At 63.1% G+C, this 16781-nt stretch carries 28 protein-coding genes, 1 tRNA gene and 1 pseudogene; 9 read left to right on the forward strand and 21 right to left on the reverse strand.

The features are described from left to right. Positions 1-60: 60 nt before the first annotated feature. The 3 genes from QZ709_RS07105 (at position 61) to QZ709_RS07115 (ending at position 3134) form a co-directional block, all read left to right on the forward strand. Positions 61-1074, forward strand: coding sequence for a DUF2189 domain-containing protein (locus QZ709_RS07105; protein WP_294636568.1), 1014 nt, complete (start codon positions 61-63; stop codon positions 1072-1074). A gap of 116 nt (positions 1075-1190) precedes the next feature. After that, positions 1191-2084 (forward strand): DUF4394 domain-containing protein, encoded by an 894-nt coding sequence (locus tag QZ709_RS07110; protein ID WP_294636569.1) that lies wholly within the window; start codon positions 1191-1193, stop codon positions 2082-2084. Positions 2085-2156: 72 nt separating this feature from the next. Further along, positions 2157-3134 (forward strand): DMT family transporter, encoded by a 978-nt coding sequence (locus QZ709_RS07115; RefSeq protein ID WP_294636570.1) that lies wholly within the window; start codon positions 2157-2159, stop codon positions 3132-3134. Here QZ709_RS07115 and QZ709_RS07120 read toward each other — a convergent pair. Continuing rightward, complete coding sequence (locus QZ709_RS07120; RefSeq protein WP_294636636.1) at positions 3083-3703, reverse strand: rhomboid family intramembrane serine protease; 621 nt, start codon at positions 3701-3703, stop codon at positions 3083-3085. The genes QZ709_RS07115 and QZ709_RS07120 overlap by 52 nt on opposite strands. 146 nt (positions 3704-3849) lie before the next feature. On the opposite strand from QZ709_RS07120, the gene QZ709_RS07125 reads away from it, so the two are divergent. The 4 genes from QZ709_RS07125 to QZ709_RS07140 all read left to right on the forward strand — a co-directional run bounded on the left by QZ709_RS07125 (position 3850) and on the right by QZ709_RS07140 (position 6968). Next, positions 3850-5055, forward strand: coding sequence for a DUF1688 family protein (locus tag QZ709_RS07125; RefSeq protein ID WP_294636571.1), 1206 nt, complete (start codon positions 3850-3852; stop codon positions 5053-5055). 21 nt (positions 5056-5076) lie between these two features. Beyond that, the gene (gene upp, locus QZ709_RS07130) at positions 5077-5718 is read left to right on the forward strand and encodes a uracil phosphoribosyltransferase (RefSeq protein ID WP_294636572.1); all 642 of its coding nucleotides are present in this window, start codon (positions 5077-5079) and stop codon (positions 5716-5718) included. A 32-nt stretch (positions 5719-5750) separates the two neighbouring features. After that, positions 5751-5835: transfer RNA gene (locus QZ709_RS07135), tRNA-Leu, on the forward strand. Positions 5836-5975: 140 nt separating this feature from the next. Beyond that, positions 5976-6968, forward strand: a complete 993-nt coding sequence (locus QZ709_RS07140; protein WP_294636573.1) for a tyrosine-type recombinase/integrase — start codon at positions 5976-5978, stop codon at positions 6966-6968. A gap of 336 nt (positions 6969-7304) precedes the next feature. On the opposite strand, the pseudogene QZ709_RS07145 reads toward QZ709_RS07140, so the two are convergent. The 20 genes and pseudogenes from QZ709_RS07145 to QZ709_RS07240 all read right to left on the reverse strand — a co-directional run. Continuing rightward, positions 7305-7469 (reverse strand): annotated as a pseudogene (locus tag QZ709_RS07145) (DfrB family trimethoprim-resistant dihydrofolate reductase); the annotation flags it as partial. Between the two features lie 241 nt (positions 7470-7710). Beyond that, positions 7711-8388: a hypothetical protein gene (locus tag QZ709_RS07150; RefSeq protein ID WP_294636574.1), complete on the reverse strand. Its 678-nt coding sequence runs from the start codon at positions 8386-8388 to the stop codon at positions 7711-7713. Positions 8389-8502: 114 nt separating this feature from the next. Next, complete coding sequence (locus QZ709_RS07155; RefSeq protein ID WP_294636575.1) at positions 8503-8682, reverse strand: hypothetical protein; 180 nt, start codon at positions 8680-8682, stop codon at positions 8503-8505. Beyond that, positions 8679-8990, reverse strand: coding sequence for a hypothetical protein (locus QZ709_RS07160; RefSeq protein WP_294636576.1), 312 nt, complete (start codon positions 8988-8990; stop codon positions 8679-8681). Before QZ709_RS07160 ends, QZ709_RS07155 begins: the two co-directional genes overlap by 4 nt. Continuing rightward, positions 8987-9172, reverse strand: coding sequence for a hypothetical protein (locus QZ709_RS07165; protein WP_294636577.1), 186 nt, complete (start codon positions 9170-9172; stop codon positions 8987-8989). Before QZ709_RS07165 ends, QZ709_RS07160 begins: the two co-directional genes overlap by 4 nt. Continuing rightward, on the reverse strand, positions 9169-9459 hold the full coding sequence (locus QZ709_RS07170; RefSeq protein WP_294636578.1) for a hypothetical protein: 291 nt from the start codon (positions 9457-9459) through the stop codon (positions 9169-9171). Before QZ709_RS07170 ends, QZ709_RS07165 begins: the two co-directional genes overlap by 4 nt. Position 9460: 1 nt before the next feature. Continuing rightward, the gene (locus QZ709_RS07175) at positions 9461-9730 is read right to left on the reverse strand and encodes a hypothetical protein (RefSeq protein WP_294636579.1); all 270 of its coding nucleotides are present in this window, start codon (positions 9728-9730) and stop codon (positions 9461-9463) included. Continuing rightward, positions 9730-10110 (reverse strand): hypothetical protein, encoded by a 381-nt coding sequence (locus tag QZ709_RS07180; protein WP_294636580.1) that lies wholly within the window; start codon positions 10108-10110, stop codon positions 9730-9732. The genes QZ709_RS07175 and QZ709_RS07180 overlap by 1 nt, the downstream gene beginning before the upstream one ends. Continuing rightward, complete coding sequence (locus QZ709_RS07185; protein WP_294636581.1) at positions 10107-10379, reverse strand: hypothetical protein; 273 nt, start codon at positions 10377-10379, stop codon at positions 10107-10109. The genes QZ709_RS07180 and QZ709_RS07185 overlap by 4 nt, the downstream gene beginning before the upstream one ends. Next, positions 10372-10605 carry a hypothetical protein gene (locus QZ709_RS07190; protein ID WP_294636582.1) on the reverse strand — a complete coding sequence of 78 codons (234 nt, stop codon included), beginning with the start codon at positions 10603-10605 and terminating at the stop codon, positions 10372-10374. The genes QZ709_RS07185 and QZ709_RS07190 overlap by 8 nt, the downstream gene beginning before the upstream one ends. Then, positions 10605-10880: a DUF4031 domain-containing protein gene (locus QZ709_RS07195; protein WP_294636583.1), complete on the reverse strand. Its 276-nt coding sequence runs from the start codon at positions 10878-10880 to the stop codon at positions 10605-10607. Before QZ709_RS07195 ends, QZ709_RS07190 begins: the two co-directional genes overlap by 1 nt. Next, positions 10880-11809: a hypothetical protein gene (locus QZ709_RS07200; protein WP_294636584.1), complete on the reverse strand. Its 930-nt coding sequence runs from the start codon at positions 11807-11809 to the stop codon at positions 10880-10882. Before QZ709_RS07200 ends, QZ709_RS07195 begins: the two co-directional genes overlap by 1 nt. A gap of 35 nt (positions 11810-11844) precedes the next feature. Beyond that, positions 11845-12066 carry a hypothetical protein gene (locus QZ709_RS07205; protein WP_294636585.1) on the reverse strand — a complete coding sequence of 74 codons (222 nt, stop codon included), beginning with the start codon at positions 12064-12066 and terminating at the stop codon, positions 11845-11847. Then, the gene (locus QZ709_RS07210) at positions 12047-12943 is read right to left on the reverse strand and encodes an ATP-binding protein (RefSeq protein WP_294636586.1); all 897 of its coding nucleotides are present in this window, start codon (positions 12941-12943) and stop codon (positions 12047-12049) included. The genes QZ709_RS07205 and QZ709_RS07210 overlap by 20 nt, the downstream gene beginning before the upstream one ends. Positions 12944-13062: 119 nt before the next feature. Further along, on the reverse strand, positions 13063-13296 hold the full coding sequence (locus QZ709_RS07215; protein ID WP_294636587.1) for a hypothetical protein: 234 nt from the start codon (positions 13294-13296) through the stop codon (positions 13063-13065). 110 nt (positions 13297-13406) lie between these two features. Beyond that, positions 13407-13547 carry a hypothetical protein gene (locus tag QZ709_RS07220; RefSeq protein ID WP_294636589.1) on the reverse strand — a complete coding sequence of 47 codons (141 nt, stop codon included), beginning with the start codon at positions 13545-13547 and terminating at the stop codon, positions 13407-13409. Then, positions 13544-13747: a hypothetical protein gene (locus tag QZ709_RS07225; RefSeq protein WP_294636590.1), complete on the reverse strand. Its 204-nt coding sequence runs from the start codon at positions 13745-13747 to the stop codon at positions 13544-13546. The genes QZ709_RS07220 and QZ709_RS07225 overlap by 4 nt, the downstream gene beginning before the upstream one ends. 7 nt (positions 13748-13754) lie before the next feature. Next, the gene (locus QZ709_RS07230) at positions 13755-14093 is read right to left on the reverse strand and encodes a hypothetical protein (RefSeq protein WP_294636591.1); all 339 of its coding nucleotides are present in this window, start codon (positions 14091-14093) and stop codon (positions 13755-13757) included. Positions 14094-14580: 487 nt separating this feature from the next. Beyond that, positions 14581-14793, reverse strand: a complete 213-nt coding sequence (locus QZ709_RS07235) for a hypothetical protein (protein WP_294636592.1) — start codon at positions 14791-14793, stop codon at positions 14581-14583. Positions 14794-14942: 149 nt separating this feature from the next. Continuing rightward, the gene (locus tag QZ709_RS07240; RefSeq protein WP_294636593.1) at positions 14943-15365 is read right to left on the reverse strand and encodes a hypothetical protein; all 423 of its coding nucleotides are present in this window, start codon (positions 15363-15365) and stop codon (positions 14943-14945) included. A 69-nt stretch (positions 15366-15434) separates the two neighbouring features. Between QZ709_RS07240 and QZ709_RS07245 the strand changes: the two genes are divergently transcribed. Further along, positions 15435-15635: a Cro/CI family transcriptional regulator gene (locus QZ709_RS07245; RefSeq protein WP_294636595.1), complete on the forward strand. Its 201-nt coding sequence runs from the start codon at positions 15435-15437 to the stop codon at positions 15633-15635. A 3-nt stretch (positions 15636-15638) separates the two neighbouring features. Then, positions 15639-16373 carry a GIY-YIG nuclease family protein gene (locus QZ709_RS07250; RefSeq protein WP_294636596.1) on the forward strand — a complete coding sequence of 245 codons (735 nt, stop codon included), beginning with the start codon at positions 15639-15641 and terminating at the stop codon, positions 16371-16373. Positions 16374-16781 lie beyond the last annotated feature (408 nt).

The following is a 16781-nucleotide window of genomic DNA, read 5'->3' on the forward strand; positions in this document are numbered from 1 at the left end:
GCCGCGCTGCGGCCACAGGCGTACCTTGGATGCGTCTGTCGCACGCACAAGGGAGCTGGCATGGGAATGGTTGGCCGACTGTCGCACCAGGCGCTGGTTTCGCGTCGCCGTACGCAGCGCCGCAAGCCCCTGCAGATCAGGCGGCTTCACCACTGGCCGGATGGCGGCCTTCATCGCCCTGCGGCGGCCTCGGAGTCCGCGCCGGTCGGAGCGCCGGCATGGCCCGCTGCCGTGGTTCCTGACTTGCCGGCCGCCCCTGAGTCGCCGGTGCAGGCCCCACCCGCTGTCGGGTCTGCCGTCCCCGCCGAGCCCAGCGTGCTCGACATGCCGCTCAACACCTTGCGTTGGTCCGAGCCTCTTCGGTGGCTGGCGCTCGGGTGGCGGGATTTCCGCCGTGCGCCCTTGATCGGTCTGTTCTACGGCGCCTGTTTCGTGCTCATGGGCTGGGGTCTGTTGGCGGTGTTCCAGTACGCACCGGCCTACACGCTGGCCCTGTCGGCCGGCTTTCTGTTGATGGGGCCCTTCCTGTGCCTCGGGCTGTACCAGGCCAGCCGGCGCATGGACGAGGGCGAGCATCCCGATTTCCAAGACAGCCTCACGGCCTGGCGGCACAACAAGGGGCAACTGGCCGTGTTCGCCACCGTCTTGCTCGTGCTCGAAATGCTGTGGGGCCGGGCGGCGATGATCGTGTTCGCCGTCAGTTTCGATGGCATGGCCGAGTTCGATGGCACGCTGACCAGCCTGCTGACGGTGGACAACATCCCCTTCCTGGTCACCTATGTGGCCGTGGGGGGCATCTTCGCGGGGCTGATCTACGCCGTCAGCGTGATCAGCATGCCCATGATGCTGCACCGCTCGGTTGATGCCATCTCGGCCGGTCTGGCCAGCATGCGTCTGTTCACCACGCAGATGGGCGTCATGCTGTGGTGGGGAGCGCTGATCACCGGGGTGGTGGTGCTGGCCATGCTGCCGGGCTTTCTTGGCCTGCTGGTGGCCGGCCCCGTCCTCGGTCACGCCTCCTGGCACGCCTACCGTGCAGCCACCGAGGTGAGAGCGGGCGAGCGCGATCGCTGAGCGCTGACACCGGCGCGCCCCCCTCATTTGCAGGGGGGGCGCATCTGCCGTCGAGGGGTGTTCCGTAGTGGAGGAGGCTGGCACGTCGCCAGTTCACATCCTTGATGGAGGCCCCCATGATCTCTCTGACCCGACGCGTCCGCCTTCTGGGCGTCACGATGGCCGCGCTTGGCGCCGCCCAGGTTCACGCTGCAGTCGAGTTCATCGGACTGACGACGTCCGATCAAATCGTTCGCTTCACCGATCCGGCACTCGGCATCAACACCGTGTCCGTCACCGGGCTCGGCACCGGTGAGCGCCTGCTGGGCATCGACATCCGCCCGTCCGACGGCCTGCTTTATGGCATCACGCAAACCGGCGTCTACACCATCGACAGCCTTGGCAAGGCCACCAGCGTCGCTTCGCTGAGCGCCTCTCTCGCCGGACTCGGTGGCGTCGGCGTGGACTTCAACCCCGTGGCCGATTTCGCCGGTAACGCGTCATTGCGTGTCGTGACCGGGGGCACGGGCAACAACTACGCGGTGAACGTGAGCACGGGCATCGTGGGCAACACGGCGTCGCAGATCGCCTCGGGTTACTCGGCCGTGGCCTACACCAACTCGTTTGCCGGTGGCAGCGCTCCCATGTCGACGGCGCTCTACTACATCAACGCCGCGGCCGGACGCCTCGACATGGCACCAGGCAGCTTCAACGCCCCCATCATCACCCCTGTCGGCACACTGGGCCTGAGCGGCGCACTGCTGTCCGTCAACGGCTTCGACATCCTGGGGGCAGACCAGGCCTATGCCGCGCTGAACGTGGACGACGGCCGTACCGTCACGGGCATCTACCGCATCAACCTGGCAACCGGGGCGGCCACGTCGATCTTCGAGTTCAACGGCACCTTGCGTGGTCTCACTGTCGCGCCGGCCGCGCCAGTGCCGGAACCGTCGTCCCTGGCCATGACCGCGATCGGGTTGGCCACAGTCGCCGGGGTGGCGCGTCGCCGCACCCGTCGCAAGGCCGCCTGAGGCGGGGCAAGCAGGGCCCGTGCGGCCCTGTTCTAATGCGGGCAGTCTCGAGCCGTTCGCCCACTGTCCGCCGTGTCCGCTTCATCCCCCCCGTCGCTCCGCACCCTCGTCTTTCTGTTGCTGCCCCCGATGATGTGGGCAGGCAATGCGGTGGTGGGGCGCATGATGGTGGGCACGATGCCACCGGTGGCCATGAATGCGCTGCGCTGGCTGCTGGTGGGGGTGATGCTGTGGCCCCTCGTGCGCCGCAACGGCCTGGATTGGGGCGATGTGCGCGCACGCTGGGGCTACCTCGCCTGCATCGGTGTGCTGGGTGTCGGCACCTACAACGCCCTGCAGTACCTGGCCCTGCTCACGTCCTCGCCGCTGAGTGTCACCCTGATCGGCTCCAGTGTGCCGGTGTGGATGATGCTGGTCGGCCGCATCGGCTTTGGCCAGGCCTTGCGCCCTCGGCAGTTGGCCGGGGCTGCCTTGTCGGTGTGCGGGGTAATGTTGGTGATGACCCGGGGCGACCTGTCCGTGTTGGGCCAGCTTCGCCTTGTGCCTGGTGACCTGCTGATGCTCGTGGCCAGCCTGGCGTGGGCGCTGTACAGCTGGCTTCTGGCCCATCCTCCGGCCCACATGGTGGGCCACCAGCGTCCGGCATGGGACTGGGCCACCTTCCTGTGGGTTCAGGTGCTGTTTGGCAGCGTCTGGGCCGTAGGCAGTGCGGGTCTGGAGGCTGTTCTCACGGCCAGCCCGCAGCCGGGCTGGCTGCCATCGGGCGTGTGGCCGTGGATCGGCATGCTGTTCATCGCCATCGGCCCCTCCATCGTGGCCTACCGCTGCTGGGGGCTCGGCGTGCAGACGGTGGGGCCCACCATGGCGGCCTTCTTCAGCAACCTCACCCCCATTTTCGCTGCGCTGTGGGCCGCCTTGCTGTTGGGAGAGCACCCCCGCTGGTATCACCCCGTGGCGTTGCTGCTGATCGTGGCCGGGATCGCGGTGTCGTCAGGTGTTCAGAAGCGGCGGCGCGAGCCCCCGCGGCCGCTGGAGCCGAACGGCGGCTGACCGCGCCAGTAGCGCAGCATGAGCCAGCCGCCCAGCATGCCGCCCAGGTGAGCAAAGTGCGCCACCCCTGACGCGGTGCCCGTCACACCGAGGAACAGTTCGAGCCCGCCATAGATCGCGACGAAGACCTTGGCCTTCATCGGGATCGGGGGGAACAGCGGCATGATGGTGCGATCGGGAAACATCATGCCGAAGGCCAGCAGCAGGCCGAACAGGCCACCAGATGCGCCCACCGTCGGGTTGTGCCAGCCGCCCAGCAGCGACATCAGCAGCTGCGTGGCCGCGGCCGTCAGCACGCTGGCGCCGAAGAACTCGAGGTAACGCCGGCTGCCCCAGATGCGCTCGAGCTCCGAGCCGAACATCCAGACCCCCAGCATGTTGAAGAACAGGTGGCTGAACGAGCCATGCAGGAAGGCATAGCTCACGACCTGCCACGGGTAGAAGAAGGGGCTTTGCACCGGCCACAGCGCGAACCACTGCGACAGCATGCTGCCGAAGGCGAGGTCGAGGCAGAAGACGGCCACGTTCACGAGGATCAGGGCCTGGGTGATGGGGGGCATCGGTGGCATGCGGTCGGCGTTCACGGTGGTCAGATCAAACCGCATCATAGGGCCGGATGCCCGACCCCGTTGCCAACGCCCTGGCACGCAACTCGCTACGCCCTGGGGACCGCATGGCCTGTCTCTGTGCCGTGCACCGAAGGAGACCACCGACCATGTCCGTTCGCGCCGTCCGACGCCATTGCCAGCCCCTCATGGCACGGGCCCAGGCCGGTCAGGCGCGCCACTTCACATGGCATCCCGAGCGCATGGCGTTGGTGGCGGCGTATGTCACCAGCCAGATCCGCGAGCGCTACCCCGACCTTCGCGTTCGCCCGCACGGGGTCTGGCGGCGGTTCGAGGCCCACGACATCGACCGGTGGGGCGCGGTCGCGCAGGCCCATGGCCTGGCCAGCGGGCCATGCCGGCTGGAGCGGGCGAGGGCGCAGGTCGACCTCGCGTTCACCGCCGCGCTGCTCGGAGCCCATGTCCTGAGCCAGTGGCATTACCGCGATGCGGCCAGCGGCCACACCCTGATGGGCTCCGAGGCCATCAGCGTGGCGAGCCTACGCTGGTGGTCTGGCGGCGCGTTATCCAGCGACCCGCACCAGCCCTGCCGCACGGACGCCGTGGCACTCGAGCGTCTGCTGACACCCGATCTCGCCATGGCGCTGCAGGTCGGCCCGGACAACCCCTTGCCGGGCCTCGAAGCCCGTGCCAACGTGCTGCGCCAACTGGCCCTGGCCTTGCGCGCCCACGCCGACCTTTTCAGCCGCCCGGATGAGCCCGGCCTGCTGCGCCCGGGCCACCTCGTGGACGCGCTGTTCCGCCGTTGCCCGACCGGGCAACTGGCCGCAGCCGACCTGCATGACCTGTTGCTGTACGCCCTGGGCACGGTGTGGCCGCAGGAGACCCAGCGCGCCGGCGCGCCCATGGGCGACTGCTGGCCTCACCCCGATGCCCCGGATGGCTGGGTGCCCTTTCATCAGGTCAGTCAGTGGTTGACCTACTCTCTGCTCGAACCTCTGGCCGAAGTCGGTCTGACCCTCACGGGACTGGACGAACTCACCGGCCTGCCCGACACCCGCCAGGGCGGCCTGCTGCTCGACCTCGGCCTGCTGCAGGCCCGTGACCGTGCCTTTCACACCACACGCTGGCGCCCCGGGGACGAGCCCGTCGTGGAATGGCGAGCCCTCACCGTGGTGATCATGGATCATCTCGCGGAGGCCGTGCGGGGCGAACTGGGGCTGAGCCCCGAGCAGTTCCCGCTGGCGCGTGTGCTGGAAGGTGGAAGCTGGGCGGCCGGCCGCCGCATTGCGCTGGCCAAGCGCCCCGGGGGCCCCCCGCCCGTGCTCCTCGACAGCGATGGCACGCTGTTCTGAACGACGACCCTGTTTCGCACCATGAACGCCGACTTTCCCAACCTCACCCTTGTCGATCACCCTTTGGTCCAGCACAAGCTGACCTGGCTGCGCGCCGAGGAAACCAACACCGACAGCTTCCGCAACCTCCTGCGCGAGGTCAGCCAGATGCTGATCTACGAGGCAACGCGTGACCTGCCCACCGAGTTGCAGACCATCCGCACGCCCATCTGCGAGATGCAGTCGCCCCTCATCAGCGGCAAGAAACTGTGCCTCGTGTCCATCCTGCGTGCGGGCAACGGCCTGCTCGATGGGGCGCTGTCGATCCTGCCGCTGGCCCGTGTGGCCCACATCGGCCTCTATCGCGACCCGGACACCCTGCAGCCTGTCGAGTACTACTTCAAGGCCCCGTCCGACATCGCCGAACGGCAGGTCATCGTGGTCGACCCCATGCTGGCCACCGGCAACTCTGCCGTCGCGGCCATCGACCGCATCAAGGCCCTGGGTTGCGTCAGCATCAAGCTGCTGTGCCTGCTCGGCGCGCCCGAAGGCGTGCGCAACATGCTGCAACACCACCCCGACGTGCCCATCGTCATGGCCGCGCTCGACAGCCATCTGAACGACCACGGCTACATCGTGCCGGGCCTGGGCGACGCGGGTGACCGCATCTTCGGCACGCAGTGAGGCTGTGCTATCCTTTTGGTCTTTCCCCCGGAGCCCCGGTGGCGAAATCGGTAGACGCAGGGGATTCAAAATCCCCCACCTAACGGTGTGCCAGTTCGAGTCTGGCCCGGGGCACCAGTACGAAACATCGTACAGCGTCGTTTTCCCTCTGAAAACCCCGCGAAATGACGGTTAGGAAATCCCCCTAAACGTCCGACAATCCCGCAGTGAGTCGTGTGGGTGCCCCCTTGGCTCCCCCTCACCATCCCCCTCACTTCATGGCACACATCTACAAGCAGCGCGACAAGTGGCGGGCGCAGGTTCAGCGCAAGGGCCAGCGCGTCTCAAAGTCGTTCCGGACCAAGGCAGAGGCCATCCTCTGGGCACAGTCCATTGAGGCCGAAATCCTGCAAGCAACCGGGCCGGGGTTCCCCCGCAAGACGTTCGCTGACGCCGTAGACCGGTACAAGCGCGACGTTTCCTCGACCAAGAAGGGCGAGCGACACGAATGCATGAGGCTGGATGCCTTCGTTCGTGACTTCCCGCACATTGCTGGCAAGCTGCTGACCGAGGTCAAGACCTCCGACATGGTGTCGTGGCGCGATGCCCGGCTGAAGGAGGTCACGCCAGCATCGGTGTCCCGCACGGTATCCACGTTCTCCAACCTGTTCAAGTTGGCAATCAAGGAATGGGGCTGGTGCGGCCATAACCCATGCGAGGACATGAAAGCCCCTGGCGACAACCCGCCCAGAACGCGCAGGATCAAGCCACGCGAGGTTAAAACCATCGTCCGGTGGCTTGGGTACCGGACCGGCGAGAAGCCGCAGACAAAGATGCAGGAGGTTGCTCTCGCGTTCATGGTGTCTCTGAGAACGGCCATGCGAGCGGGTGAGGTGCTGCAACTCGGTGCGGCTACGGTTGATCTGGACAAAGGCGTTGCGCTGGTCGAGCACAAGACCCAGCACTTGACCGGCAAGCCCCGCGAGGTTCCGCTGTCGCCCAAGGCGGTGCGCCTTCTCCGTCCCGTCATGGCTGAACGCATCTTCTCGGTGTCGAGCGCCAGCCTTGACGCCTTGTTTCGCAAGGCGAAGGCCAACACCCTGATTCAAGACCTTCACTTTCACGACGCCAGAGCTGAGGCCCTGACGCGGTTTGCAAAGAAGGTCGATGTCCTGACGCTTGCTCGGATCAGCGGCCACCGTGACCTGAAGGTGCTGATGGACCACTACTACCGGGAAACCGCCGAGGACATCTCTAGGCGGCTTGGCTGACGCGCTCGGCCCACCGCAGCACCTCGACCTCTGACCACCAGCGGTTATGCGTGGACAGGGCGATGATGGGCTTGGGAAAGTCCGGCCTCTTGGTCACGTAGTCCCGCGTATGCCGGACTGAGTAGCCAAGCAGTTCCGCGATTCCGGCGATGTTCACTCGCTTCTGCATCACTCCCCCCCGAAACTCTTGGGACGTTCTTCGCCGAGCAATGCCGTCAGCTCGAACATGGTTGCTTCATGCTCATCCGGCGAGTGGGGTTCAAGGTGCCAGTTGATGGCTTGCCGAGCGCGCCGGATTAGGTCTGTGCTCACCAGCATCATTGCAGCGCCTCCTTCCGCGACAGCCTCCAGCGCACTCGCCGGGTAGATCTGCACGCTGCCATGGTGGGCCTCGCTCTCGACTGCGTAGCCCTCGGGTGTCAGCGTTGTGGAGTAGGTGCCGACGACTCGGCCCTGCCACTCGCTGCCCTTGGTCTTGCGCACTCGGTCGCCCATGTTGAACTTGGGTTGCATCACTTCCATCCCTCCATCATGAGTTGGTACAGCGCAGGGCGAACGCGCCAGTACAGACGCCGTGCAGACTGCGGTCGAGCGTGCCAGCGGTGGAACTTGTGCTTGCCGTTGAGCGGATCTAGAGCGCACCCAGGGCATGGATAGTGACCGCGCGCCAGGACGATCTTGTCTCGCGGGCTCTGCACTCCGCGGATGACCGCCATGTGCGGACGGAACGGTTCGTGCGGCATCACTCGGCTCCTTTCGGTGCATGAGGCATGCGCTTGCCGGTACCGGCGCAGGTCGTGCATGCCTGGAACTCGTCGTCCAAGCTGCTGCCTCTGCATTTCGGGCACTGCTCCAGCATGTCTGCAACGTAGCCGAGATAGAACGTGTCGTTGAACTCGTTTGCGCGCTCCTTGGAGATCCGGCGCAGTGAGTGTGCGACCATGAGCGGATCGCCAGCTTCCCGCTCCATCTCATCCTCCACTTCAGTGATTGCGCTGCTCCAGCAGTCCAGCGGGATCATGCGAGCCAGGCTGCGGAGTTTCTCGATTGGGGTCATGTCGGCTCCTTTTTCCTCCATGTGTTCGCCATACTCTTTGAGCCATGGGTGTAGTGGGATGAAGTAGGGCCCCCATTCGTCAATGCGCTCGGCCGGGATTCCGTCCTCAGCGTCTATCCAGACGATCCACCCTCCAGTCTTGGCAGATAGCCGCGCCACCTCGGCCAGCAAGTCGGAATCCATCTCCATCATCCCGTACTGCCTATCGCCAGTCTTGAGTGCATCCCATATCGCATACTCATTTCCGCACATCCATCCGGCGCACCAGCAATCCTCAGAAATATCGCTCATGAGGTCGTACAGCTTCCGCTCGTCCTCCGTGAACTGGCCTTCCGGCTTTGCCCATTCAATCAACTTTCGCATTCCTCATCCTCCATTTCATCCCCATCACCACACCCGTCTGACGCATCGCCTGTGGCCTGGTCGTCGTCGGGCTCCTGCTCCCACGGTCGGGCGTTTGCTCGCTGGCGGGCTCGTCTAGACATTGGTGGGCTCCTTCTCAAGCGAAACGATCCGCGTATAGAAGCATTCGTGGTTCAGGTTGATATTCAGGCCAGCGTCGATCCGCTCCGCCTGCCGTGCGCTCTCGGCGTCAATGCGCTCCACTACCTCTCCGGTTTGGTAGTCGATCACTTGTACTTGGTGCGTTCGGCTCATCCCTCCCACCTCCCGATGCTGGCTGCGGCTCGGGTGATGGCGCGGCGGGTGGCTGCGAACGCATCGGCTCCCATTGGCTCGGTGATGTTCCGGCCGTCGCCGCCAAAGCAAACGGCTTTATCTCCATCAAAGTTGGGGCCAAAGCACAGACCCAACTTCACCGCCAGCCGCAGCGCCTGGCCATCCCAAACAAGCGGGTTCCACACGTGCCCATCGGAAACCATCTTCGGAATTCCATCAAGATGGTCAATGTGGTAGTCAATCCCCGCAGCCTTCGCCGCCAGTTCCAGCAGTTCACGGTCTGTCACTTGCTCGTCTCCTTCAGGTTCTCGTGGATCTGCTTAAGCGCATCGGCCATCACATCGAGGTATGAGCGGTTCTTGTCCCGCCCGGCAATCTCGCGCATCCGGTCGATAACCCATGTCGGCACCTTCAATGACACGACGACGGTGCGCCGGTTGAACCTGGCGCGGCGGTGGCGCATCTTCACTTGCTCTGCTCCTTGAGTTGTTCGATGGCGGCGGCGCAGTTCAGCGCCCCCGCTGCCATTGACTGGTGCGTGTGCTTGCCGAAGTCCGTGCAGAACGGGCCAGCAGCAAGACCGCCGAAGCCATCTGCAACGGCCCTGCATCGCTCCGCCGCCTCCCCCAGCCCAGCGGCACGGCCTGCGGTGTAGGCGTTGCGTATCGCCTGCTTCACGCCGGGGTGAGCGGAGAACGATTCAGGCAGGCCAGCCGCCTCGCAGAACTCAATCACCTGTTCTCGGGTGGGGGTCATGTCAGTAGTCATAGAAGCCTTCAATCTCGTTGTTGCAGGCGTCAAATACACTTCCGGTGTACGGGTGCAAGGTGGATAGGATTTCAGAGCCACCGGAGACAACCTCATGGCGATAGATTTCCTCGCTATTCCCTCCGTAGCCGACAGTAAGTCGGTTCCCATCCGGCAGGTCCGCCGAATAGGTGAAGGTGAACTTGTAGTAGCTGCTGAATGTGACTTCAACGTCTCCGTACTTTGCGTAGAACTCTTGTCGCGTCATCTGCTTGCTCATCACACTCCCCCTCCCGTCTTGGTGATGCCGTGGGCGGCTTCGACTGCGCGGGCAAACGCGAGCACTTCGCGGTGAACGACAACCCTGGGGTCTTGCAGCGCGCCGATGTCGCGAATCTCCACATCCGTCAACGGCTCGCGCATCCGGGCAAGCTCGGCGGCCTGGCGCTCGCACTGCCCCTTCCACATGTCGCGGTTGTTTGTCATGCGCTCGCTGGCCTTCTCAAGCTCCGCGATCCGCGCTGCCTGGCTGCGGAGTAGGGCTGCGGCCTTCTGACGAGTTGGCAGTAGCACGCCGCTCCAATCGGTTTCGAGTGCCACAGCAAGCCTTTCGCTGTAGCCGTCTTGAATCACCGCCTCTTGTGCTTGGGTGTCAGTCATGGTGTTGGCTCCACAAGTTCGACGGCTGCGGCCATGACCATCAGCATGTCCATGCCGATAAGGTCGCGCTTGGTGCAGACCTCTTTGGCAACGATCAGGACGTTCTTGCCGTCGCGGTCAGCCGTAGCCTTCAGGATCTTTCCGAGTTCAGCCATGTGAGGCTTGTAGCGTTCCCCCAGAAGCGTGCGGGCACGGTCGCGCAGTTCGTACAGCTTCGCGGCCATCTGCACTTGTTGTTGCGTTGCGTTCATTGATGTTCGCTCACTCATGGCTGGCTCCTTCCTGGGTGCGGGCGGGCAGAGTTGTCATGCCCGGAACGGCTACACCGAGTCGGCGCAGATCATTGCGGCAGTGCTGCACCGTTCGGATGGCGGTCTTGTATCTCTCCATCACGCTGACGATCTCGCAGTCTTTGCAGTAGTCGGTGAACAGGACGCCATGACCGCAGCCGATCATCTTGCGCACGTATGGGTGGTTTGGATCGTGCTCACCCATCACGCACCGCCTTCCTGAGTGCGGGCGCGCTTGCCTCGGATGATTTCAACCAGCTTCGCCTTGCCGATCTCAATGGCTCCAAGGCGCACTGCCTGCGCTCGCTTCGACCTGCAGATGTCGTAGTGGCTATGAGGTGTGCCGCCCTTCTGGTGCCACTTGCGCGAGACGCCAATCGCATCAGCCATGGCGTGCAACTCTTCGTCCGTGTCTGCCACCATGTGGCACATGACCATGCGCCCGTAGCTGGCCTGCATATCGTCGACATACACGCCCATCACGCACCGCCTTTCTCAGCCGCGCGGGCTGCGTCGATGGCGGCGTCAACGACCTCAGGTGCTCGTGCATCTCGGTAGTAGCTAAGTCCGTCGGGGTCGTCCTGCCATTCGCATATGGCCCACCCGCTTTCAAGGTTGTCACGCAGCCACCGATACCTTTCCGCATCGCGCGCCACATCCTCCGGCACTGCGGGCTGCTTGGAGCGCATCTCATGCTCACCACCTTCGGTCGGCTGATTGGCGAGCTGGTGAGCAGCATCCAGCACAGCGATGTTCTGCACCCATCCAGGCGCGTAACCACCCACCCATTGCTGCAATGCTTCGTCCTCGCCAGCGATCCAGGCCTCCACCAGTTCTGGAGGCGGCTCCGCCCCACAGATCAAGGCCACAGCTTCCGTGAATCGCTGCTCGTAGGTGCTGGGCCCGTCATCAGGAATGACGACCTCTGGTTCGCTCACCTGCTGCGCTGGCGGGGTGGGGACGGCGGTGAGTGCTGCGCGGGCCTTTCTTACCCGTGTGCGGATGGCGACCAGCATGTCCCGCGCGGCTTTTCGGTCTGACTCCGGTGCATCACTCTCTAACACCCGCTGCGCGAACCGCAGGGCGTCGTCGTCCTGCAGATCGACCTCTGACATCGGCACTGCCGGTGCCGGTGCTGTGTAGAGTGGGAACGCACGCGCTGTGCCGCCGCAGCGTCTGGCCTCCGCCTTTGCTGTGCTCTCGGCCCACTCCCCGCGATAGAGGCTGTGGCAGCCTGTCACGGCCCACCCGTATGGCTCCCCCTGCGGTGCCGGTGCTGCAAGGGCGAGGACGGCGCGGGCGAAGCGCAGGGCTGCCGCATGGCAGTCTCCGACGCGGCTGTCTGGCCCGACGAGGCCTACTTGTTCGGCGATCTGGCCGATCTGCTCATCCGTGATGTGGTGGGTCATGCTCTGCTCAGGCAGCGGCGGGAGTTGCTGGGTTGTCATGCGGCGGCTTTCGAGAGTTGTTCCAGTTGCTCAAGGCGCTCCACGCAATCGCGCACGACCTTGAGTTCCACCGAGTCAATGGAAGACCCGTTTTGCAGCCTCACGACTGCATCTCGCATGTCGTGCAGCGCATCCAGCCTGGCGCTGCGAATTGCGCTCAAACGACCGAGGCGGGCCATGTTGTCGGCGTCTTGAAGATCAGGCAGAGGTCTGAGCATCAGACGCCTCCTTGATCGCAGCCGCAGCCGCTTCCATCGCGTTCTTCATCGCGTCATAGGCGGGGCGGTCGCCGCGCTCTTGTGCAGCCTTCTTTGCCGCCTCCCATGCCGCCTTGAGTTCGTCCGTGCTCTCGCAGCCTTCCAGCGTCAGCAGCAGTTCCTCATACCAAGGCGCGACGGGCTGCATGTCTGCGCCGGACTCAAGCCATGCAGACAAGTCCTTTCCGGTCTGGTCGCTGATGCGGAAAGGCGTGGAGCCAAACAGGTTCGTCCGGTCCTTGCTTGCCAGCGCATAGTGGCCGTCGTGGACAAGATCCAGCACCACGGTGAACTCATACTCGAAGCCGTCCCGCTGCTCGGTCTTCATGCCCAGCTTAACGACCTTCTTCTTGCCGTTGCCAGCGTCTTCCTGGCTGGTTTCGGTCTTGCTGCGCCCGGTGGCGATGATGTGCATCTTGCTTTGCAGCATCGCGTCGATGAAGCGGCGGTGGCGTGGCGTGGTTTCGTTCCATGCGGACCATGTGTTTCCGCGAAACTTGGCCTGTGCCGTCTGCTCGTTGATTTCGAGGCAGCCGCCGGAGCCAGACCATTCGTGTGTCGTGCTGTCGATGATGAGCGTGTCATAGCCTGCACGCTCTGCGGCCTTGATGGCCTCGATGTAGCGTTCTGGCGAGTAGGGCGCTGTGAGTTCCAGCGTGTCGAACTCGCACAGGTCGGAATACAGAGAGGCCGAGCCGTGTTCGGTGTCTATGACAGCGATCTTGCCGCCGAGACCTTGGGCGATCATCAGTGCGCCATAGGTCTTGCCAGAGCCAGATGGGCCGGTGAGCGCAAGGCGCAGCTTTGCCTTCTTGCGGACTGCTTTCGTGAATTGCATGGTGACTCCTTAAAACGGCAGACCCTTGAACACAACGCCGAAGGCGATGCGGGCTGCGTAGATAGGGTTGTGGTGACGGGCGTAGAGCCGGAAGACCTGAAGGAACTCGGTAGCGCGGCTCACTGCTTACTCCCCATCAGTTGCGCGACGTGCTCCCAAGCGATGGAGAACAGGTCGCCGTATGTGGCCCAGATGAACCCGGCGATGCCGCAGAGAGCGACGAGACCGGCCAGGACGATGAGGACGAACATCACCTTCTCGCCGAGGCTCAGTTCTTCATCGGGCCGCTCGACTGCACATGCGTAGTGCACGCGGTGTGCTTCAAGGACGAATGGATGCTTGCTGTCGATCATGGCGAAGCCTTCCTGTGTGATGAGGGTCATATCAGCGTGTAAAAAGCGGGCTGGCAAAGCCGGGCGTCCTCTACTACAACTCGGGTTAGATGAGGCCAGCCCGCGTGAAATCAGGGGTTGAGCGGCTTGGCAGAAGCGCCGGTCAGCCCTTGGTCGTGCGCCCAATCGACTGCATGCCAAACAGAGGGCCAGATGCCCCAGCGAACAACGCGGGTGCCGTCTGGTTCGACGTAGGAGAGGCGAATGCTCATGCCGCCACCTCAATCTGAAGCTCATCAAATGCGCCAGCGATGGCGGCATGGATGTCGTCGTTGGCCTGCTTCATCGCGCACAGCGACGCCAGCAGCATTTCCAGACGTTGAGCGCTGTCCAGTTCGACGGTGACGTACAGCCGACCTTGACGCGTGTTCACGGTCGCTTCGGTGGCCGGGAAATCGGTTGTGATGTGCATGGCGTCCTCACTTGATACGTGCCTGAGCGATAGCCTCGGCGTGTTCGTCAATCCAGAATTCGAGGAAGGCGTCCCAAATGGGCTTGACCGGGTTAAGCAGGTACTCGCTGTAGTGCTCCGACCACCACTCACCGAAAGCCCACTCGATATCGACCTTGATGTCGCCGTGAACGTCCGACGACATGAGGATGGGTCGCGTCAGGTCAGCAGCAGCACACGCCGCGCGGACCTGAGCCCGCATCACTCCCGCGATCACTCGCGCCTCAAGCTCGATTGCGTCATCACGACGCGCCTTCTTCTCTTCGTCGGCAAGTTGCTGACGTTCTGCTACCTCTGTCCATCCCATCTCAACTCCTGCCCCCGTGGGGTGTCGCGTTGAGATGAATTGAACCACGGTTCAATGTCGGTGTCAACTGTAGTTCAACTGGCAGGCGCAAAAAAGCCACCCGAGGGCGGCTTGCCAAGTCAGATTCGCTACTTGCTTGACGCTGGCGCTGGCTGCGTTGGCGCGGGTATCGTTATGACGATTGGTGCCGCTTGCTGCGCGGTAGCAGGTTCTGGCTTTAGGGCGCGCGTCATGTTGAGCATCAACCCCGCGAAGCCAAGGACGATAGTGCCTATGATGGCAATCACGGCCCCGAGCATCCAGCGGGAGATCCCAGCATTCATCTCGTGCATATCGGCGCGCAACTGCGCCACGTCCGACTTTGTGGACAAGGTCTGCATGGTTGCTTCAAGGACCTTAAGGCGAGATTCCATATCGGTATTGTCCGGCGGCTCTCCGTCTGTTGGCAACAACTTGCCCCACCTTTGGGCCGCTCTTTCGGTTGCCTTCATCCTTCCCCCTCAACTTCGCCTGTGTCTGCCTTCAAGATGTTTAGAAGCTCAACCGCCTCTGGAGTCGCCGTCCGAAGGCTCTTTGCGATGCGATCTATCTGAAGGTTGTACTCGCTCGCGGAGATGATTCCCTTCTCCAGCAAAGCCGCCACTAGTGAACTGTGCGCGCTCACGAGTGCCATCAGTGCATCTCTATTGGTTGCCATCATTTCCCCTCAAGTGCATGAGCGACCACCCCTATTTATGGGAATTACTTTTGCGATGCGGCAATGACCTGCGTCTGTTGTCGCTTCCCTGCGAACCCCGGGCAAACGGACGATATGCGCTCCGCACGATGTCCGTTTAACTGGCGTGGGGTTCATGCCGCCACTGACGGTTTGGTGTCAATGACCGAGCGCGCCAGGGCGATTGAGTTCTTGACTTTGGCGCTGTCCGTGCATCCATCCATGAGTTGCCCGACGAACAGTTTGACCCCGGCCCGCTTGTCTTCAGGGAGGCTTGCCAACTCGTCCGCGAGCGTGTGCATTGCGCGCTCGAAGTCAGGCATCGGCTCTGCGCGCATCGGGCCACGGCCAGTCAGGAGCCACACCACATCCACATCCAGAAGCTTGGCCGCTGCTAAGGCGCTGTCTGCGGCAAGTTTCGGCTCTGTTGTGTCCAGCCACTTCTTCACAGCCTGGTAACTGACCTTGCACTCTTTGGCGAGCGCAGCAACGCTGACGGCATCACGGCCAGGCCGTGCCTCCATCGCGTGCTTCAGTCGTTCGCCAAAGTTAACCATGGTTGATTGTCTCCCGCGTCAATTGAACTGGGGTTGCCTGCTGAATTGAACTGTGGTTCAATAGGCGGCATGAACAAAGCGCAAGCCATTGACCTGCTCGGAGGCACCGTAGCCGCTGCCGCCGAAGCAATCGGCGTCACCTATCAAGCGGTCTACAAGTGGCCGGATGTGCTGCCCGCAGCGATTGAGGACCGCGTCCTAGCTGCGCTCGCGCGGAAGCACCTGCCGCCTGAGTTGATCGGCTCTCAGCCAGACAAGGCGGAGGCTTGATCCATGAGCACGCCAAAGCGCGGGTACCTGTACGCGATCAAGTTCTCTACCGGGTTGGTGAAAGTCGGCAGGGCGGGCAATCCAGAGTGGCGTATTCGAGACCATGCCAAGCGATTGCAATGCGCTGGCATCACGGTCTCCGCGTCTGAGTTCGCTGAGTGCGTTGGCGATCTGGTCGCCGCCGAGGCTGCATTGATCCGCCGCTGCACCGATGCGTCTGGGACCAAGCACCTCAATGAGTGGTTTGAAGGGCTTGACTTCGATGCTGTCGTGGAATGGATGAGAGGCGCAGCAGGGGATGAGGCGCACGTTCGCCATCCTCAACTCAATGGGCGAGAAAAAGTCACCGACCCTGACTTGCGCTTCCACGTGTTCTACGCGGATTGGATGAAGCAGAGGGCCACCAGATTGGTGAATCTCGCCCTTGAAATGCCAGGGATGAGTGACGCCCAAAGAAAGGCGCTTATTCATGGCGTCAGATACGACGACTACTTTGTTCTGCAAGAGTGCTTGGGCGCTCTGGAGACGATGGTCGAGTGTGATGCATCGCCGGACGAGACGCTCGGAGCCATCCACACGCACGCCTTGTTGGTTGTTCTTATCCAGGCGAACTGTTGGAGCAACGGCTTTCCGCCCGACCCTCATCCGAGTGATGAGCATGTCATTGCGGTGCTGAACTGGTTCAGGCGTCATTTTGGAGACCCTGAACCGTCGCACACGGCTGTGCTGGAGTCCTGAATGCTCTCCCGCCTCCTTTCTGTGCTGGACCGCTGGTCTGACGCCGCATTGCGCGTGCTGGACCGTGTGATGGGCTACGACCCTGAGCAGAGGTTCTGACATGGACGATTTGTGCCGAGTCATCTTGCTCTTGTCTCTCGCTGGCTGGGCCATTTCATTCCGCATGTACATGGGCGCCATCCGTGACAAAGGAAGGACGAACTGGCTGCTTGCGCTTGGGATGGCATTCGCCGCGATTTCTGCCGCGGCGTATGGAGCGCTGGCGCTCTCTGCTTTTGGAGTGATCTGACATGGGTCACTCCATCAGATCCTCAATCCACTGCAACACGGTCTCCGCGTCGATCAGCGCGCGGTTGATGAGCCTGCGCAGTGCGATGTGTGCCCATTCGTCGTCGGTCATTCGGTCCA

The sequence above is a fragment of the uncultured Aquabacterium sp. genome, from assembly GCF_913773725.1.
GTDB lineage: Bacteria > Pseudomonadota > Gammaproteobacteria > Burkholderiales > Burkholderiaceae_C > Aquabacterium.

Bases quoted from the DNA above. Each gene is read 5' to 3' on its own strand.
- QZ709_RS07105 (WP_294636568.1), top strand. From the start codon at position 61: ATGGGAATGGTTGGCCGACTGTCGCACCAGGCGCTGGTTTCGCGTCGC.
- QZ709_RS07110 (WP_294636569.1), top strand. From the start codon at position 1,191: ATGATCTCTCTGACCCGACGCGTCCGCCTTCTGGGCGTCACGATGGCC.
- QZ709_RS07120 (WP_294636636.1), bottom strand. From the start codon at position 3,703: ATGCCACCGATGCCCCCCATCACCCAGGCCCTGATCCTCGTGAACGTG.
- QZ709_RS07125 (WP_294636571.1), top strand. From the start codon at position 3,850: ATGTCCGTTCGCGCCGTCCGACGCCATTGCCAGCCCCTCATGGCACGG.
- upp (WP_294636572.1), top strand. From the start codon at position 5,077: ATGAACGCCGACTTTCCCAACCTCACCCTTGTCGATCACCCTTTGGTC.
- QZ709_RS07140 (WP_294636573.1), top strand. From the start codon at position 5,976: ATGGCACACATCTACAAGCAGCGCGACAAGTGGCGGGCGCAGGTTCAG.
- QZ709_RS07150 (WP_294636574.1), bottom strand. From the start codon at position 8,388: ATGCGAAAGTTGATTGAATGGGCAAAGCCGGAAGGCCAGTTCACGGAG.
- QZ709_RS07155 (WP_294636575.1), bottom strand. From the start codon at position 8,682: ATGAGCCGAACGCACCAAGTACAAGTGATCGACTACCAAACCGGAGAG.
- QZ709_RS07170 (WP_294636578.1), bottom strand. From the start codon at position 9,459: ATGACCCCCACCCGAGAACAGGTGATTGAGTTCTGCGAGGCGGCTGGC.
- QZ709_RS07175 (WP_294636579.1), bottom strand. From the start codon at position 9,730: ATGAGCAAGCAGATGACGCGACAAGAGTTCTACGCAAAGTACGGAGAC.
- QZ709_RS07180 (WP_294636580.1), bottom strand. From the start codon at position 10,110: ATGACTGACACCCAAGCACAAGAGGCGGTGATTCAAGACGGCTACAGC.
- QZ709_RS07185 (WP_294636581.1), bottom strand. From the start codon at position 10,379: ATGAGTGAGCGAACATCAATGAACGCAACGCAACAACAAGTGCAGATG.
- QZ709_RS07190 (WP_294636582.1), bottom strand. From the start codon at position 10,605: ATGGGTGAGCACGATCCAAACCACCCATACGTGCGCAAGATGATCGGC.
- QZ709_RS07195 (WP_294636583.1), bottom strand. From the start codon at position 10,880: ATGGGCGTGTATGTCGACGATATGCAGGCCAGCTACGGGCGCATGGTC.
- QZ709_RS07200 (WP_294636584.1), bottom strand. From the start codon at position 11,809: ATGACCCACCACATCACGGATGAGCAGATCGGCCAGATCGCCGAACAA.
- QZ709_RS07205 (WP_294636585.1), bottom strand. From the start codon at position 12,066: ATGCTCAGACCTCTGCCTGATCTTCAAGACGCCGACAACATGGCCCGC.
- QZ709_RS07210 (WP_294636586.1), bottom strand. From the start codon at position 12,943: ATGCAATTCACGAAAGCAGTCCGCAAGAAGGCAAAGCTGCGCCTTGCG.
- QZ709_RS07215 (WP_294636587.1), bottom strand. From the start codon at position 13,296: ATGATCGACAGCAAGCATCCATTCGTCCTTGAAGCACACCGCGTGCAC.
- QZ709_RS07220 (WP_294636589.1), bottom strand. From the start codon at position 13,547: ATGAGCATTCGCCTCTCCTACGTCGAACCAGACGGCACCCGCGTTGTT.
- QZ709_RS07225 (WP_294636590.1), bottom strand. From the start codon at position 13,747: ATGCACATCACAACCGATTTCCCGGCCACCGAAGCGACCGTGAACACG.
- QZ709_RS07230 (WP_294636591.1), bottom strand. From the start codon at position 14,093: ATGGGATGGACAGAGGTAGCAGAACGTCAGCAACTTGCCGACGAAGAG.
- QZ709_RS07235 (WP_294636592.1), bottom strand. From the start codon at position 14,793: ATGATGGCAACCAATAGAGATGCACTGATGGCACTCGTGAGCGCGCAC.
- QZ709_RS07240 (WP_294636593.1), bottom strand. From the start codon at position 15,365: ATGGTTAACTTTGGCGAACGACTGAAGCACGCGATGGAGGCACGGCCT.
- QZ709_RS07245 (WP_294636595.1), top strand. From the start codon at position 15,435: ATGAACAAAGCGCAAGCCATTGACCTGCTCGGAGGCACCGTAGCCGCT.
- QZ709_RS07250 (WP_294636596.1), top strand. From the start codon at position 15,639: ATGAGCACGCCAAAGCGCGGGTACCTGTACGCGATCAAGTTCTCTACC.